Origin of the sequence: Salmonella enterica subsp. diarizonae (assembly GCF_008692785.1) — a bacterium.
In the GTDB taxonomy this organism is placed as follows: domain Bacteria; phylum Pseudomonadota; class Gammaproteobacteria; order Enterobacterales; family Enterobacteriaceae; genus Salmonella; species Salmonella diarizonae.
The window spans coordinates 284722-300208 of sequence record NZ_VXJV01000007.1; the positions used below are offsets into that span (position 1 = coordinate 284722).

Annotated in this window: 14 protein-coding genes; all 14 read left to right on the top strand. The window is 55.1% G+C overall.

Going from position 1 to position 15487, the window contains the following annotated elements:
• Positions 1-238 precede the first annotated feature (238 nt).
• The 14 genes from lrhA to nuoM all read left to right on the top strand — a co-directional run bounded on the left by lrhA (position 239) and on the right by nuoM (position 15483).
• On the top strand, positions 239-1177 hold the full coding sequence (gene lrhA / locus F4V72_RS16415) for a transcriptional regulator LrhA (protein ID WP_023248510.1): 939 nt from the start codon (positions 239-241) through the stop codon (positions 1175-1177).
• Positions 1178-1262: 85 nt separating this feature from the next.
• Entirely contained in the window at positions 1263-1421 is a 159-nt protein-coding gene (locus tag F4V72_RS16420) for a hypothetical protein (protein ID WP_044136415.1), read from the top strand.
• A gap of 381 nt (positions 1422-1802) precedes the next feature.
• The gene (nuoA, locus tag F4V72_RS16425) at positions 1803-2246 is read left to right on the top strand and encodes an NADH-quinone oxidoreductase subunit NuoA (RefSeq protein WP_023248509.1); all 444 of its coding nucleotides are present in this window, start codon (positions 1803-1805) and stop codon (positions 2244-2246) included.
• Positions 2247-2261: 15 nt separating this feature from the next.
• Entirely contained in the window at positions 2262-2924 is a 663-nt protein-coding gene (nuoB, locus tag F4V72_RS16430) for an NADH-quinone oxidoreductase subunit NuoB (RefSeq protein ID WP_000386728.1), read from the top strand.
• 86 nt (positions 2925-3010) lie between these two features.
• Complete coding sequence (gene nuoC, locus F4V72_RS16435) at positions 3011-4813, top strand: NADH-quinone oxidoreductase subunit C/D (RefSeq protein ID WP_000247861.1); 1803 nt, start codon at positions 3011-3013, stop codon at positions 4811-4813.
• Between the two features lie 2 nt (positions 4814-4815).
• Positions 4816-5316 carry an NADH-quinone oxidoreductase subunit NuoE gene (gene nuoE, locus F4V72_RS16440; RefSeq protein WP_000545038.1) on the top strand — a complete coding sequence of 167 codons (501 nt, stop codon included), beginning with the start codon at positions 4816-4818 and terminating at the stop codon, positions 5314-5316.
• Positions 5313-6650, top strand: coding sequence for an NADH-quinone oxidoreductase subunit NuoF (gene nuoF / locus F4V72_RS16445; RefSeq protein WP_000800048.1), 1338 nt, complete (start codon positions 5313-5315; stop codon positions 6648-6650). The genes nuoE and nuoF overlap by 4 nt, the downstream gene beginning before the upstream one ends.
• A 30-nt stretch (positions 6651-6680) precedes the next feature.
• On the top strand, positions 6681-9407 hold the full coding sequence (nuoG, locus tag F4V72_RS16450; RefSeq protein ID WP_063390652.1) for an NADH-quinone oxidoreductase subunit NuoG: 2727 nt from the start codon (positions 6681-6683) through the stop codon (positions 9405-9407).
• On the top strand, positions 9404-10381 hold the full coding sequence (gene nuoH / locus F4V72_RS16455) for an NADH-quinone oxidoreductase subunit NuoH (RefSeq protein WP_000118518.1): 978 nt from the start codon (positions 9404-9406) through the stop codon (positions 10379-10381). Before nuoG ends, nuoH begins: the two co-directional genes overlap by 4 nt.
• 14 nt (positions 10382-10395) lie before the next feature.
• On the top strand, positions 10396-10938 hold the full coding sequence (gene nuoI / locus F4V72_RS16460) for an NADH-quinone oxidoreductase subunit NuoI (protein ID WP_000172742.1): 543 nt from the start codon (positions 10396-10398) through the stop codon (positions 10936-10938).
• Positions 10939-10948: 10 nt separating this feature from the next.
• Positions 10949-11503: an NADH-quinone oxidoreductase subunit J gene (gene nuoJ / locus F4V72_RS16465; RefSeq protein ID WP_000393520.1), complete on the top strand. Its 555-nt coding sequence runs from the start codon at positions 10949-10951 to the stop codon at positions 11501-11503.
• Entirely contained in the window at positions 11500-11802 is a 303-nt protein-coding gene (gene nuoK, locus F4V72_RS16470; protein WP_000612687.1) for an NADH-quinone oxidoreductase subunit NuoK, read from the top strand. The genes nuoJ and nuoK overlap by 4 nt, the downstream gene beginning before the upstream one ends.
• Positions 11799-13640: an NADH-quinone oxidoreductase subunit L gene (gene nuoL / locus F4V72_RS16475; RefSeq protein ID WP_023248507.1), complete on the top strand. Its 1842-nt coding sequence runs from the start codon at positions 11799-11801 to the stop codon at positions 13638-13640. The genes nuoK and nuoL overlap by 4 nt, the downstream gene beginning before the upstream one ends.
• 313 nt (positions 13641-13953) lie before the next feature.
• Positions 13954-15483: an NADH-quinone oxidoreductase subunit M gene (gene nuoM / locus F4V72_RS16480; RefSeq protein ID WP_000926430.1), complete on the top strand. Its 1530-nt coding sequence runs from the start codon at positions 13954-13956 to the stop codon at positions 15481-15483.
• The last annotated feature ends 4 nt before the right edge of the window (positions 15484-15487 follow it).

Consider the following 15487-nt stretch of genomic DNA (forward strand, 5'->3'; position numbering starts at 1 on the left):
ATCTGTAGACGCCTAAAGGTATGACACATTCTCTTCGATATATCCCGATAGGTTGCATTCGGTATTATATCGGCAAGTAAGAGAAGTGTTTTGGTCGTATTTTCAATTACATTCTAACATTTACCTGGGTAACCAGGTGGTACTGCGAAGGATGCACATTACAAATGGAATTGCTTGTTTCTGAATGCACAGCATTAACCAGGTCAGCCCGATATGACCCGCCAGTAAGTGAAAAATTATGATAAATGCAAATCGTCCGATAATTAACCTCGATCTCGATCTGCTGAGAACGTTCGTGGCTGTTGCCGATCTGAACACCTTCGCCGCGGCGGCTGCTGCGGTATGTCGTACTCAGTCTGCGGTCAGTCAGCAAATGCAGCGTCTTGAGCAACTCGTGGGAAAGGAATTGTTCGCCCGCCATGGTCGTAACAAACTTTTGACCGAACACGGTATCCAGCTTCTGGGGTACGCCAGAAAAATCCTGCGTTTTAATGATGAAGCGTGTTCATCATTAATGTTTAGTAATCTTCAGGGGGTGTTAACAATCGGCGCTTCTGATGAATCAGCTGACACTATCCTGCCTTTTTTGCTTAGCCGAATTAGCTCGGTTTATCCGAAGCTCGCACTTGATGTACGGGTAAAACGCAACGCCTATATGGTGGACATGGTTAAATCGCAGGAAGTGGATTTGGTGGTGACGACTAACCAACCTCACTCGCTGGACTGTCTCAATCTGCGGACATCGCCTACCCATTGGTATTGTGCGGCTGAATATGTTTTGCAAAGGGGAGAACCTATACCATTAGTGCTGCTGGACGATCCCAGCCCATTCCGCGATATGGTGCTGGAGACGTTAAATGCAGCGGGTATTTCCTGGCGGCTGGCCTACGTGGCGTCGACATTACCGGCGGTACGTGCGGCCGTTAAAGCCGGTCTTGGCGTAACGGCTCGACCTGTCGAGATGATGAGTCCCGACCTACGCGTGTTGGGCGCCGCAGACGGATTACCGCCTTTGCCGGATACGGAATATCTATTGTGCCGCGATCCTGATAGTCAGAATGAGCTGGCGATGGTGATTTTCCATGCGATGGAAAGCTATCAAAACCCGTGGCATTATAATCAGTTTTCTGCAGAAGGCGGAGATGATTCGCTGATGGTTGAGGGCGGTTTTGAATAGATCGCAGGGAAATTGCGTTAAGCCGTAAATGTAAAAAAGAGCCGCTGGCGATGAAAAAACGCCCAGAGGCTCTTTTTTTGCGTCTATCTGTACTATCTTAATAGCACAAATTGTAAAAGACACGGTAAATCAGCCAGTAGCGATTCGCTGTTTACTGTGGGTAAATAATAACCGGAACAGCCATTTTATGAATTTGTATGTTAAAAAACTAGAGAAATTGTTGCTGTTTTACGGGGTGAATTAACAAAAGCGTGTCACAGATCAAGAAAATACTCCCATTTAGGGGGAGGCATCTTCACAAATTCCTGTCAAAATAGGTGGGTGTTATCTCTTTATCTTCACAACGGACACGATTCAACAACATAAAATCCCCGTGGTCGGGTAGGCATTTTCTCTAGGGTGGCATTTAATGTTAATGACAATGAATTGATGTAAACTAATGTGAAGGAACTTTTGTTAAAGTTGACAAAAGGTTATAGAAAGGAGTAAAAAACCACATCAATTAGCTGTTTTTACCATTTTCTACAGTAATTGTAGGGTTTTTTTTATTCCTCCCCATGAATCGATGTGGCGTCCATCTGCCGTAAAGAGCAGTGAAACTGGCGCTACTTTTGATGAGTAAGCAATGAGTATGTCAACATCCACTGAAGTCATCGCTCATCACTGGGCATTCGCTATCTTTCTTATCGTTGCCATTGGCCTGTGCTGCCTGATGCTGGTAGGCGGTTGGTTTTTAGGCGGTCGCGCACGCGCGAGGCACAAAAACATTCCGTTTGAATCAGGTATCGACTCGGTCGGCACCGCCCGCTTACGCCTGTCTGCCAAGTTTTACCTGGTAGCCATGTTCTTCGTTATCTTCGACGTTGAAGCGCTGTATCTGTTCGCATGGTCGACTTCTATCCGCGAAAGCGGCTGGGTTGGCTTTGTGGAAGCTGCAATTTTTATTTTTGTGTTACTGGCTGGTCTGGTTTATCTGGCGCGTATTGGCGCGTTGGACTGGACGCCCGCGCGTTCACGCCGCGAGCGTATGAACCCGGAAACGAACAGTATCGCTAATCGTCAACGCTAACCGCGAGGCATTAAGATGGATTATACGCTCACCCGCATAGATCCTAACGGTGAGAATGACCGTTACCCCCTGCAAAAACAGGAGATCGTAACTGACCCCCTGGAGCAGGAAGTTAACAAAAACGTGTTTATGGGCAAGCTGCATGACATGGTTAACTGGGGCCGTAAAAACTCAATTTGGCCCTACAACTTCGGCCTTTCTTGCTGCTATGTAGAGATGGTGACTTCTTTTACCGCAGTACATGACGTTGCCCGTTTCGGTGCGGAAGTGTTGCGTGCGTCGCCACGTCAGGCTGACCTGATGGTGGTGGCCGGTACCTGCTTTACCAAAATGGCCCCGGTTATTCAGCGTCTGTATGACCAAATGCTGGAGCCTAAATGGGTAATTTCTATGGGTGCCTGCGCTAACTCCGGCGGCATGTACGATATTTATTCGGTAGTGCAGGGCGTTGATAAATTTATCCCGGTGGATGTATATATCCCAGGCTGTCCGCCGCGTCCGGAAGCATATATGCAGGCGTTGATGCTGCTGCAAGAATCGATTGGCAAAGAGCGCCGTCCGCTCTCATGGGTGGTAGGCGATCAGGGCGTATATCGCGCCAATATGCAGCCAGAACGCGAACGTAAACGCGGCGAGCGTATTGCCGTCACGAACCTGCGTACCCCGGACGAGATTTAATTTGCGCCTGTCGGCAGCAGCACTTCACTTCGCTAACCACTATTTTAATAGCGCGAAGCACTGCCGACCACCACGGACCATTTGCAATGGTGAACAATATGACCGACTTAACCGCGCAAGACGCTGCATGGAGTACCCGCGATCATCTTGATGATCCGGTTATCGGCGAACTGCGCAACCGTTTTGGGCCGGATGCCTTTACCGTTCAGGCGACCCGCACCGGTGTCCCCGTTGTTTGGGTCAAGCGTGAACAATTACTGGAGGTTGGCGATTTCTTAAAGAAACTGCCGAAACCTTACGTCATGCTGTTTGACTTACACGGCATGGATGAACGCCTGCGTACGCACCGTGACGGGTTACCCGCCGCGGATTTTTCCGTTTTCTACCACCTGATTTCTATTGAGCGTAATCGCGATATCATGCTCAAGGTGGCGTTGTCTGAAAACGACCTGCGCGTGCCGACCTTCACCAAACTTTTCCCTAACGCCAACTGGTATGAGCGTGAGACCTGGGAGATGTTTGGTATTGATATCGAAGGTCACCCGCATCTGACGCGCATCATGATGCCGCAAACCTGGGAAGGCCATCCGCTGCGTAAAGATTATCCGGCGCGCGCGACCGAATTCGACCCGTTTGAGCTGACCAAAGCCAAGCAGGATCTGGAGATGGAAGCCCTGACCTTTAAGCCGGAAGACTGGGGGATGAAGCGCGGGACTGACAACGAGGACTTTATGTTCCTCAACCTCGGCCCGAACCACCCGTCTGCACACGGTGCGTTCCGTATTATCCTGCAACTTGACGGCGAAGAAATCGTCGACTGCGTGCCGGATATCGGCTATCACCATCGCGGCGCCGAAAAAATGGGCGAGCGCCAGTCCTGGCATAGCTACATTCCCTATACCGACCGTATCGAATACCTTGGCGGCTGCGTCAATGAAATGCCGTACGTGCTGGCGGTGGAAAAACTGGCAGGGATCACCGTCCCGGATCGCGTTAACGTCATCCGCGTGATGCTCTCCGAGCTGTTCCGCATTAACAGTCATCTACTGTACATCTCGACCTTTATTCAGGACGTCGGCGCGATGACGCCAGTCTTCTTTGCGTTTACCGACCGGCAGAAGATTTATGACCTGGTGGAGGCGATCACCGGTTTCCGTATGCACCCGGCCTGGTTCCGTATCGGCGGCGTCGCGCACGACTTGCCGCGCGGTTGGGATCGCCTGCTGCGAGAGTTCCTTGAGTGGATGCCGAAGCGTCTGGATTCTTACGAGAAAGCCGCGCTGCGTAACACCATTCTGAAAGGGCGTTCGCAGGGCGTTGCCGCTTACGGCGCGAAAGAGGCGCTGGAGTGGGGCACCACCGGCGCAGGGCTGCGCGCGACCGGGATCGACTTCGACGTACGTAAATGGCGTCCATACTCTGGTTATGAAAACTTTGACTTTGAAGTGCCGGTGGGCGGCGGCGTTTCCGACTGCTATACCCGCGTGATGCTGAAAGTGGAAGAGCTGCGCCAGAGTCTGCGCATTCTTCAGCAGTGCCTTGATAACATGCCGGAAGGCCCGTTCAAAGCGGATCACCCGCTGACCACGCCGCCGCCGAAAGAGCGCACGCTGCAACATATCGAAACCCTGATCACCCACTTCCTGCAGGTCTCCTGGGGCCCGGTGATGCCGGCGCAGGAGTCCTTCCAGATGGTGGAAGCGACTAAAGGGATTAACAGTTACTACCTGACCAGCGACGGCAGCACTATGAGCTACCGTACCCGCGTGCGCACGCCGAGCTTTGCGCACCTGCAGCAGATTCCCTCGGCGATCCGCGGTAGCCTGGTCTCCGACCTGATTGTCTATCTGGGTAGTATCGATTTTGTTATGTCAGATGTGGACCGCTAATTATGCACGAGAATCAACAACCACAAACCGAGGCTTTTGAGCTGAGTGCGGCAGAGCGTGAAGCGATAGAGCACGAGAAGCACCACTACGAAGACCCGCGTGCGGCGTCCATTGAAGCGCTGAAAATCGTTCAGAAGCAGCGTGGCTGGGTGCCGGACGGCGCGATCTACGCTATTGCCGATGTGCTGGGTATTCCGGCGAGCGACGTCGAAGGCGTCGCCACATTCTACAGCCAGATCTTCCGTCAGCCGGTCGGTCGCCACGTGATTCGCTACTGCGACAGCGTGGTGTGCCATATCACCGGCTATCAAGGGATTCAGGCCGCGCTGGAAAAAAATCTCAACATCAAACCGGGGCAGACGACCTTTGATGGTCGCTTTACGCTGCTGCCGACCTGCTGCCTGGGGAATTGCGATAAAGGGCCGAACATGATGATTGATGAGGATACTCACAGCCATCTGACCCCGGAAGCCATTCCTGAACTACTGGAGCGGTATAAATGAAAAACGTTATCCGTACTCCCGAAACCCATCCGCTGACCTGGCGTTTGCGCGATGACAAACAGCCGGTCTGGCTGGACGAATATCGTAGCAAAAACGGCTACGAAGGCGCGCGTAAAGCGTTGACCGGCCTGTCTCCGGATGAAATCGTCAGCCAGGTAAAAGACGCTGGTCTGAAAGGACGCGGCGGCGCGGGCTTTTCCACCGGTCTCAAGTGGAGTCTGATGCCGAAAGACGAATCCATGAACATCCGTTACCTGCTGTGTAACGCTGATGAAATGGAGCCGGGCACTTATAAAGACCGTCTGCTGATGGAACAACTGCCGCACCTGCTGGTGGAAGGGATGCTGATCTCCGCGTTCGCGCTGAAAGCGTATCGTGGTTACATCTTCCTGCGGGGCGAATATATCGAAGCGGCTGTACATCTGCGCCGTGCGATTGCTGAAGCAACCGAGGCCGGGCTGCTTGGCAAAAATATCATGGGCACCGGGTTCGACTTCGAACTGTTTGTCCACACCGGGGCAGGGCGTTACATCTGCGGTGAAGAAACTGCGCTTATCAACTCCCTCGAAGGCCGCCGCGCGAACCCGCGCTCCAAGCCGCCCTTCCCGGCGACCTCCGGCGTATGGGGCAAGCCGACCTGTGTGAACAACGTCGAAACGTTGTGCAACGTCCCGGCAATCCTCGCCAACGGCGTGGAGTGGTACCAGAACATCTCGAAAAGCAAAGATGCGGGTACCAAGCTGATGGGCTTCTCGGGCCGCGTGAAGAATCCGGGCCTCTGGGAATTACCGTTCGGCACTACCGCGCGCGAGATCCTCGAAGATTACGCGGGCGGTATGCGCGATGGCCTGAAATTCAAAGCCTGGCAACCGGGCGGGGCGGGAACCGACTTCCTGACCGAGGCGCATCTTGACCTGCCGATGGAATTCGAAAGCATCGGTAAAGCGGGGAGCCGTCTGGGGACCGCGCTGGCGATGGCGGTAGACCACGAAATCGGCATGGTATCGCTGGTGCGTAACCTGGAAGAGTTCTTTGCCCGCGAATCTTGCGGCTGGTGTACGCCATGCCGCGACGGGCTGCCGTGGAGCGTGAAAATTCTGCGCGCGCTGGAGCGCGGCGAAGGCCAGCCGGGGGATATCGAGACACTTGAGCAACTGTGTCGTTTCCTCGGACCGGGTAAAACCTTTTGCGCACATGCGCCGGGCGCGGTTGAGCCACTGCAAAGCGCAATTAAGTATTTCCGCGAAGAATTCGAAGCTGGCATCAAGCAGCCGTTCAGCAATACCCATTTAATCAATGGTATTCAGCCGAACCTGCTCAAAGAGCGCTGGTGAGTTAACGATTTTTAATTTGGAAGCATGCTAATGGCTACGATTCATGTAGACGGCAAAGAATACGAGGTCAACGGCGCGGACAACCTGCTACAGGCATGTCTGTCCCTCGGCCTTGATATTCCGTATTTTTGCTGGCACCCGGCGCTGGGAAGCGTCGGTGCTTGCCGCCAGTGTGCGGTGAAGCAATACCAAAACGCGGAAGATACGCGTGGTCGCCTGGTGATGTCCTGTATGACGCCAGCCACCGACGGTACTTTTATCTCTATTGACGACGAAGAAGCGAAACAGTTCCGTGAAAGCGTGGTGGAGTGGCTGATGACCAACCACCCGCACGACTGTCCGGTCTGTGAAGAGGGTGGTAACTGCCACCTTCAGGATATGACTGTGATGACGGGTCACAGCTTCCGCCGCTACCGTTTCACCAAACGTACCCATCGCAACCAGGATCTGGGGCCGTTCATCTCTCACGAAATGAACCGCTGCATCGCCTGCTACCGTTGCGTGCGTTACTACAAAGATTATGCCGACGGCACCGATTTGGGCGTCTATGGCGCGCACGACAACGTCTACTTCGGGCGCCCGGAAGACGGCGTGCTGGAAAGCGAATTCTCCGGTAACCTGGTAGAAATTTGCCCGACCGGCGTCTTCACCGATAAAACGCACTCCGAGCGTTACAACCGTAAATGGGACATGCAGTTTGCGCCAAGCATCTGCCAGCAGTGTTCCATCGGTTGTAACATCAGCCCGGGCGAGCGCTATGGCGAATTGCGCCGCATCGAAAACCGTTACAACGGCACCGTTAACCACTACTTTCTCTGTGACCGCGGTCGTTTCGGCTATGGCTATGTGAACCTGAAAGACCGTCCGCGTCAGCCAGTTCAGCGCCGCGGCGATGACTTTATTACTCTCAACGCCGAGCAGGCGATGCAGGGCGCGGCGGATATCCTGCGCCAGTCGAAGAAAGTGATCGGTATCGGTTCGCCACGCGCCAGCATTGAGAGTAACTTTGCGCTACGCGAGCTGGTCGGCGCTGAGAATTTCTACACCGGTATCGCCCAGGGCGAGCAGGAACGTCTGCAACTGGCGCTGAAAGTGCTGCGAGAAGGCGGAATTTACACCCCGGCGTTGCGTGAGATCGAATCTTATGACGCGGTACTGGTATTGGGTGAAGATGTCACTCAGACCGGCGCGCGCGTTGCGCTGGCGGTACGCCAGGCGGTGAAAGGTAAAGCGCGTGAAATGGCGGCGGCGCAGAAAGTGGCCGACTGGCAGATTGCGGCCATCCTTAACATTGGCCAGCGTGCAAAGCATCCGCTGTTTGTCAGCAACGTCGACAGCACCCGTCTGGACGATATCGCCGCCTGGACCTATCGCGCGCCGGTTGAAAATCAGGCGCGCCTGGGGTTTGCGATTGCCCATGCGCTGGACAATACCGCGCCTGCGGTTGACGGCATCGACAGCGATCTGCAAAACAAAATTGATGTCATTGTTCAGGCGTTGGCCGGCGCGAAAAAACCGCTGATTATCTCCGGCACTAACGCCGGTAGCAGTGAGGTGATTCAGGCGGCCGCCAACGTGGCGAAAGCGCTGAAAGGCCGTGGCGCCGACGTCGGTATAACTATGATTGCCCGTTCCGTGAACAGTATGGGCCTGGGCATGATGGGCGGCGGTTCGCTTGACGATGCGCTGACCGAGCTGGAAACCGGCAGGGCGGACGCGGTGGTGGTGCTGGAAAACGATCTCCATCGTCATGCTTCCGCCACCCGCGTGAACGCTGCGCTCTCCAAAGCGCCGCTGGTGATGGTGGTTGACCATCAGCGCACGGCGATTATGGAAAACGCTCATCTGGTGCTTTCCGCGGCGAGCTTTGCTGAAAGCGATGGTACGGTTATCAACAACGAAGGCCGCGCGCAGCGCTTCTTCCAGGTTTATGATCCGGCCTACTACGATAACAAGACGATTATGCTGGAAAGCTGGCGCTGGCTGCATTCGCTGCACAGCACCGTCGAAAACCGCGAAGTGGACTGGACGCAGCTTGACCACGTGATCGATGCGGTCATTGCCGCCATGCCGCAATTTGCCGGCATTAAAGACGCCGCGCCGGATGCGACCTTCCGCATTCGTGGGCAGAAGCTGGCGCGCGAACCGCATCGTTACAGCGGTCGTACGGCGATGCGTGCCAATATCAGCGTGCACGAACCACGTCAGCCGCAGGATAAAGACACCATGTTTGCCTTCTCCATGGAAGGGAATAACCAACCGACTGCTCCGCGATCTGAAATTCCGTTCGCCTGGGCGCCGGGCTGGAACTCCCCGCAGGCGTGGAACAAATTCCAGGATGAAGTGGGCGGCAAACTGCGTCACGGCGATCCGGGCGTGCGTTTGATTGAAGCGACTGAGGGCGGTCTGGATTATTTCACTACCGTTCCGGCAAGCTTCCAGGCGCAGGACGGTCAGTGGCGTATTGCGCCGTACTACCACCTGTTTGGCAGCGACGAATTGTCTCAGCGTTCTCCGGTCTTCCAGAGCCGTATGCCGCAGCCGTATATCAAACTTAACCCGGCGGATGCCGCGAAGTTGGGGGTTAATGCCGGGACGTGCGTTTCCTTTAGCTACGATGGCAATACGGTGACGCTGCCGGTTGAAATCTCTGAAGGGTTAGCGGCAGGGCAGGTAGGGCTGCCGATGGGTATGCCTGGCATCGCGCCGGTTCTGGCTGGCGCGCGTCTTGAGGATCTGCGGGAGGCGCAACAATGAGTTGGATTACACCGGATCTGATTGAGATCCTGCTGAGCATTCTCAAAGCGGTGGTGATTCTGCTGGTGGTCGTCACCTGCGGGGCCTTCATGAGCTTTGGCGAACGTCGTCTGCTGGGTCTGTTCCAGAACCGTTATGGACCAAACCGCGTTGGCTGGGGCGGCTCGCTCCAGTTAGTCGCGGACATGATCAAGATGTTCTTTAAAGAAGACTGGGTGCCGAAATTCTCGGATCGCGTCATCTTTACCCTGGCGCCGATGATCGCGTTTACTTCGCTGCTGCTCTCCTTCGCCATTGTGCCGGTTAGCCCCAACTGGGTGGTGGCCGATTTAAACATCGGGATTCTGTTTTTCCTGATGATGGCGGGTCTGGCGGTGTACGCGGTGCTATTCGCCGGTTGGTCGAGCAACAACAAATACTCGCTGCTGGGCGCGATGCGCGCGTCTGCCCAGACGGTGAGCTACGAAGTGTTCCTTGGTCTTTCCCTGATGGGCGTGGTGGCGCAGGCCGGTTCATTTAATATGACCGACATCGTCAATAACCAGGCACATCTGTGGAACGTGATTCCACAATTCTTTGGGTTTGTTACTTTTGCCATCGCGGGCGTAGCGGTCTGTCACCGTCACCCGTTTGACCAGCCGGAAGCCGAGCAGGAACTGGCGGACGGTTACCACATCGAATATTCCGGTATGAAATTCGGTCTGTTCTTCGTGGGGGAGTACATCGGCATCGTCACCGTTTCCGCGCTGATGGTAACGTTGTTCTTCGGTGGCTGGCATGGCCCGTTCTTACCGCCATTCGTCTGGTTCGCGCTGAAAACCGCGTTCTTTATGATGATGTTCATTTTGATTCGTGCGTCGTTACCGCGTCCGCGTTATGACCAGGTAATGTCCTTCGGCTGGAAAGTCTGCTTGCCGCTGACGCTCATCAACTTGCTGGTAACGGCGGCTGTCATTCTGTGGCAGGCGCAATAAGGGACACAAAGACCATGACCTTAAAAGAATTATTAGTAGGTTTCGGCACTCAGGTACGCAGTATCTGGATGATCGGCCTGCATGCGTTCGCGAAACGCGAAACGCAGATGTATCCGGAAGAGCCGGTCTATTTACCGCCCCGTTACCGTGGCCGTATCGTGCTCACGCGCGACCCGGACGGTGAAGAGCGCTGCGTTGCCTGTAACCTGTGTGCGGTAGCCTGTCCGGTAGGCTGTATCTCTCTGCAAAAAGCGGAGACCAAAGATGGCCGCTGGTATCCGGAATTTTTCCGCATAAACTTCTCACGCTGCATCTTCTGCGGCCTGTGCGAAGAAGCGTGCCCGACCACGGCGATCCAGTTGACCCCGGACTTCGAACTGGGCGAATACAAACGTCAGGATCTGGTGTACGAAAAAGAGGATCTGCTGATTTCCGGTCCGGGCAAATACCCGGAATATAACTTCTACCGGATGGCGGGTATGGCAATCGACGGCAAAGATAAAGGCGAAGCAGAGAACGAAGCCAAGCCTATCGACGTCAAGAGCCTGTTACCGTAAGGAGAGGGCAATGGAATTCGCTTTTTATATCTGTGGCCTGATAGCCATCCTCGCGACCCTGCGAGTGATCACCCATACCAATCCGGTACACGCGCTGTTGTATCTGGTGATATCGCTACTGGCGATTTCCGGGGTGTTCTTTTCGCTGGGCGCTTACTTTGCCGGTGCACTGGAAATTATCGTCTACGCAGGCGCCATCATGGTGCTGTTTGTTTTCGTGGTGATGATGCTCAACCTCGGCGGCAGCGAAATCGAACAGGAACGCCAGTGGTTGAAGCCGCAGGTGTGGATTGGTCCGGCGATTTTGTCGGCCATCATGCTGGCGGTCATTGTGTACGCCATTCTGGGCGTTAACGACCAGGGTATCGACGGCACGCCGATTAGCGCGAAAGCGGTAGGCATTACGCTGTTCGGGCCCTATGTTCTGGCGGTCGAACTGGCGTCTATGCTGCTGCTGGCAGGCCTGGTGGTGGCGTTCCACGTCGGTCGTGAAGAGCGTGCGGGCGAAGTGCTGAGTAATCGCGCCGATGACCGTGCGAAAAGAAAAACGGAGGAGCGCGCATGATCCCTTTAACACATGGACTGATCCTCGCTGCGATTTTATTCGTCCTGGGTTTAACCGGTCTGGTTATCCGCCGCAATCTGCTGTTTATGCTGATCGGGCTGGAAATCATGATTAACGCCTCCGCGCTGGCCTTTGTGGTCGCCGGGAGCTACTGGGGCCAGACCGATGGTCAGGTGATGTACATTCTCGCCATCAGCCTTGCGGCTGCGGAAGCGAGTATTGGACTTGCGCTGTTGCTGCAACTCCATCGCCGTCGCCAGAACCTGAACATCGATTCAGTAAGTGAGATGCGTGGATGAACATGCTTGCCTTAACCATTATTCTGCCATTGATTGGCTTTGTACTGCTGGCGTTCTCTCGCGGACGCTGGTCGGAAAATCTCTCCGCGACCATCGGCGTGGGCTCCGTTGGTCTGGCGGCGCTGGTGACGGCGTTTGTCGGGATGGATTTCTTTGCCAACGGTAAACAGACGTTCAGCCAGCCGCTGTGGACGTGGATGTCGGTCGGTAACTTCAACATCGGTTTTAACCTGGTGCTGGATGGTCTGTCGCTGACCATGCTCTCTGTGGTCACCGGTGTCGGCTTCTTGATCCATATGTTCGCCTCCTGGTACATGCGCGGGGAAGAGGGCTACTCCCGCTTCTTCGCTTATACCAACCTGTTTATCGCCAGCATGGTCGTTCTGGTGCTGTCCGATAACCTGCTGTTGATGTACCTCGGCTGGGAAGGCGTGGGCCTGTGTTCCTATCTGTTGATCGGCTTCTACTACAGCGATCCGAAGAACGGCGCGGCGGCGATGAAAGCGTTTGTCGTCACTCGTGTGGGCGACGTCTTCCTCGCCTTTGCGCTGTTCATTCTGTACAACGAACTGGGCACGCTAAACTTCCGCGAAATGGTGGAGCTGGCGCCAGCGCACTTTGCTGACGGCAACAACATGCTGATGTGGGCGACGCTGATGCTGCTGGGCGGCGCGGTCGGTAAGTCTGCGCAGCTACCGTTGCAGACCTGGCTTGCCGACGCGATGGCTGGTCCGACGCCGGTCTCCGCATTGATCCACGCCGCAACCATGGTGACTGCGGGCGTTTACCTGATCGCCCGTACTCATGGCCTGTTCCTGATGACCCCGGAAATTCTGCATCTGGTGGGCATTATCGGGGCGATTACGCTGGTAATGGCGGGTTTCGCCGCGCTGGTGCAGACCGACATCAAACGCGTGCTGGCCTATTCCACCATGAGTCAGATTGGCTACATGTTCCTGGCGCTGGGCGTGCAGGCGTGGGATGCGGCGATTTTCCATTTGATGACTCACGCCTTCTTTAAAGCGCTACTGTTCCTGGCGTCCGGCTCGGTGATTCTGGCCTGCCATCACGAACAGAACATCTTTAAGATGGGCGGTCTGCGTAAGTCCATTCCGCTGGTGTATGCCTGCTTCCTGGTGGGCGGCGCGGCGCTGTCGGCGCTGCCGCTGGTCACTGCGGGCTTCTTCAGTAAGGATGAGATCCTGGCCGGCGCCATGGCGAACGGTCATATCAATCTGATGGTGGCAGGTTTGGTCGGCGCGTTCATGACCTCCTTGTACACCTTCCGGATGATTTTCATCGTATTCCACGGTAAAGAACAAATTCATGCTCATGCAGGGAAGGGGATTACCCACCATCTGCCGCTGATTGTCCTGATGATCCTGTCCACCTTCATTGGCGCGCTGATTGTGCCGCCATTGCAGGGGGTGCTACCGCAGACAACTGAACTGGCGCATGGTCGTGTGTTGAGCCTGGAAATTACCTCTGGCGTGGTGGCGATTGCGGGCATCCTGATTGCCGCATGGCTGTGGCTGGGCAAACGCACGCTTGTGACGTCGATCGCCAACAGCGCGCCGGGCCGTCTGCTGGGTACCTGGTGGTATAACGCCTGGGGTTTTGACTGGCTGTACGACAAAGTATTCGTCAAGCCATTCCTCGGTATCGCCTGGCTGCTGAAGCGCGACCCGCTTAATGCGTTGATGAACATTCCGGCTATCCTTTCCCGTTTTGCAGGCAAAGGCCTGGTACTGAGCGAGAACGGTTATTTGCGCTGGTATGTGGCATCCATGAGCATCGGCGCGGTTGTGGTGCTGGCGCTGCTGATGGTACTGCGTTGAGTTTGTTGGCTGGATGAACGACTGCCGGATGGCGCAGTGCTTATCCGGCCTACAAACCCAAAAATAATTTTTAGAATTCGTTGAAAATCTGTTCCTGAAGTACAGGCGTCATCGGCGAAGTCAGACCGGATACCGCCAGCGCACAGCAACCGGAGCGTACTGAAGTACGTGAGGATGATTCGCGAAGCTCACCCCTACGGGGCCGTCCTTACGGACGTTCAAAACGCGATGCGTTTTGTGCGAGCACTGGCAGGATTCGGGCTGGCAAGTGAGATAGCCTGAGCAGGAGTAAATATAAGGGACATACTTAGCTATGTTATTACCCTGGTTGATACTAATCCCCTTTATCGGCGGCTTTCTGTGCTGGCAGACCGAACGCTTTGGCGTGAAGGTGCCGCGCTGGATCGCGCTGATTACTATGGGACTGACGCTGGCGCTCGGCCTGCAACTGTGGTTGCAGGGCGGCTATTCACTGACGCAATCTGCCGGTATTCCACAGTGGCAATCTGAATTTGTCCTGCCGTGGATCCCGCGTTTTGGCATCTCTATCCATCTGGCGCTTGACGGACTGTCGCTGCTAATGGTGGTGCTGACCGGCCTGCTCGGCGTTCTGGCGGTACTTTGCTCCTGGCGAGAAATCGAAAAATATCAGGGCTTTTTCCACCTGAACCTGATGTGGATTCTGGGCGGCGTTATCGGCGTGTTCCTGGCCATCGACATGTTCCTGTTCTTTTTCTTCTGGGAAATGATGCTGGTGCCGATGTACTTCCTGATCGCGCTGTGGGGCCACAAAGCCTCTGACGGTAAAACGCGTATCACGGCGGCCACCAAGTTCTTCATCTACACCCAGGCGAGTGGTCTGGTGATGCTGATTGCCATCCTGGCGCTGGTCTTTGTGCATTACAACGCGACCGGCGTCTGGACCTTCAATTACGAAGAACTCTTGAATACGCCGATGTCTCATGGCGTGGAATATCTGCTGATGTTGGGCTTCTTCATCGCTTTTGCGGTGAAAATGCCGGTGGTTCCGCTGCATGGCTGGCTGCCGGATGCGCACTCCCAGGCGCCGACCGCCGGTTCCGTCGACCTGGCCGGTATCTTGCTGAAAACTGCCGCTTACGGTCTGCTGCGTTTCTCCCTGCCGCTGTTCCCGAACGCGTCGGCGGAGTTTGCGCCCATCGCCATGTGGTTGGGCGTCATCGGCATCTTCTACGGCGCGTGGATGGCCTTTACCCAGTACGACATCAAGCGCCTGATCGCTTATACCTCCGTTTCCCACATGGGCTTCGTGCTGATCGCTATCTACACCGGCAGTCAACTAGCGTACCAGGGCGCGGTGATTCAGATGATTGCGCACGGTCTGTCCGCGGCGGGTCTGTTTATTCTGTGTGGCCAGTTGTACGAACGTCTGCATACGCGTGACATGCGTATGATGGGCGGCCTGTGGGGCAAAATGAAATGGTTGCCTGCGCTGTCAATGTTCTTTGCGGTGGCGACGCTCGGGATGCCGGGCACCGGTAATTTTGTCGGCGAATTTATGATTCTGTTCGGCAGCTACCAGGTGGTGCCGGTGATTACCGTTATCTCCACCTTTGGGCTGGTATTCGCTTCTGTATACTCGCTGGCGATGCTGCATCGCGCTTACTTTGGTAAAGCGAAGAGCCAAATTGCCAGCCAGGAACTGCCAGGGATGTCGCTGCGCGAGCTGTTTATCATTCTGTTGCTGGTGGTGCTTCTGGTACTGCTTGGCTTCTATCCGCAGCCGATTCTGGATACCTCGCATTCTGCGATGAGCAACATCCAGCAGTGGTTTGTTAATTCCGTTACTACTACAAGGCCGTAAATCG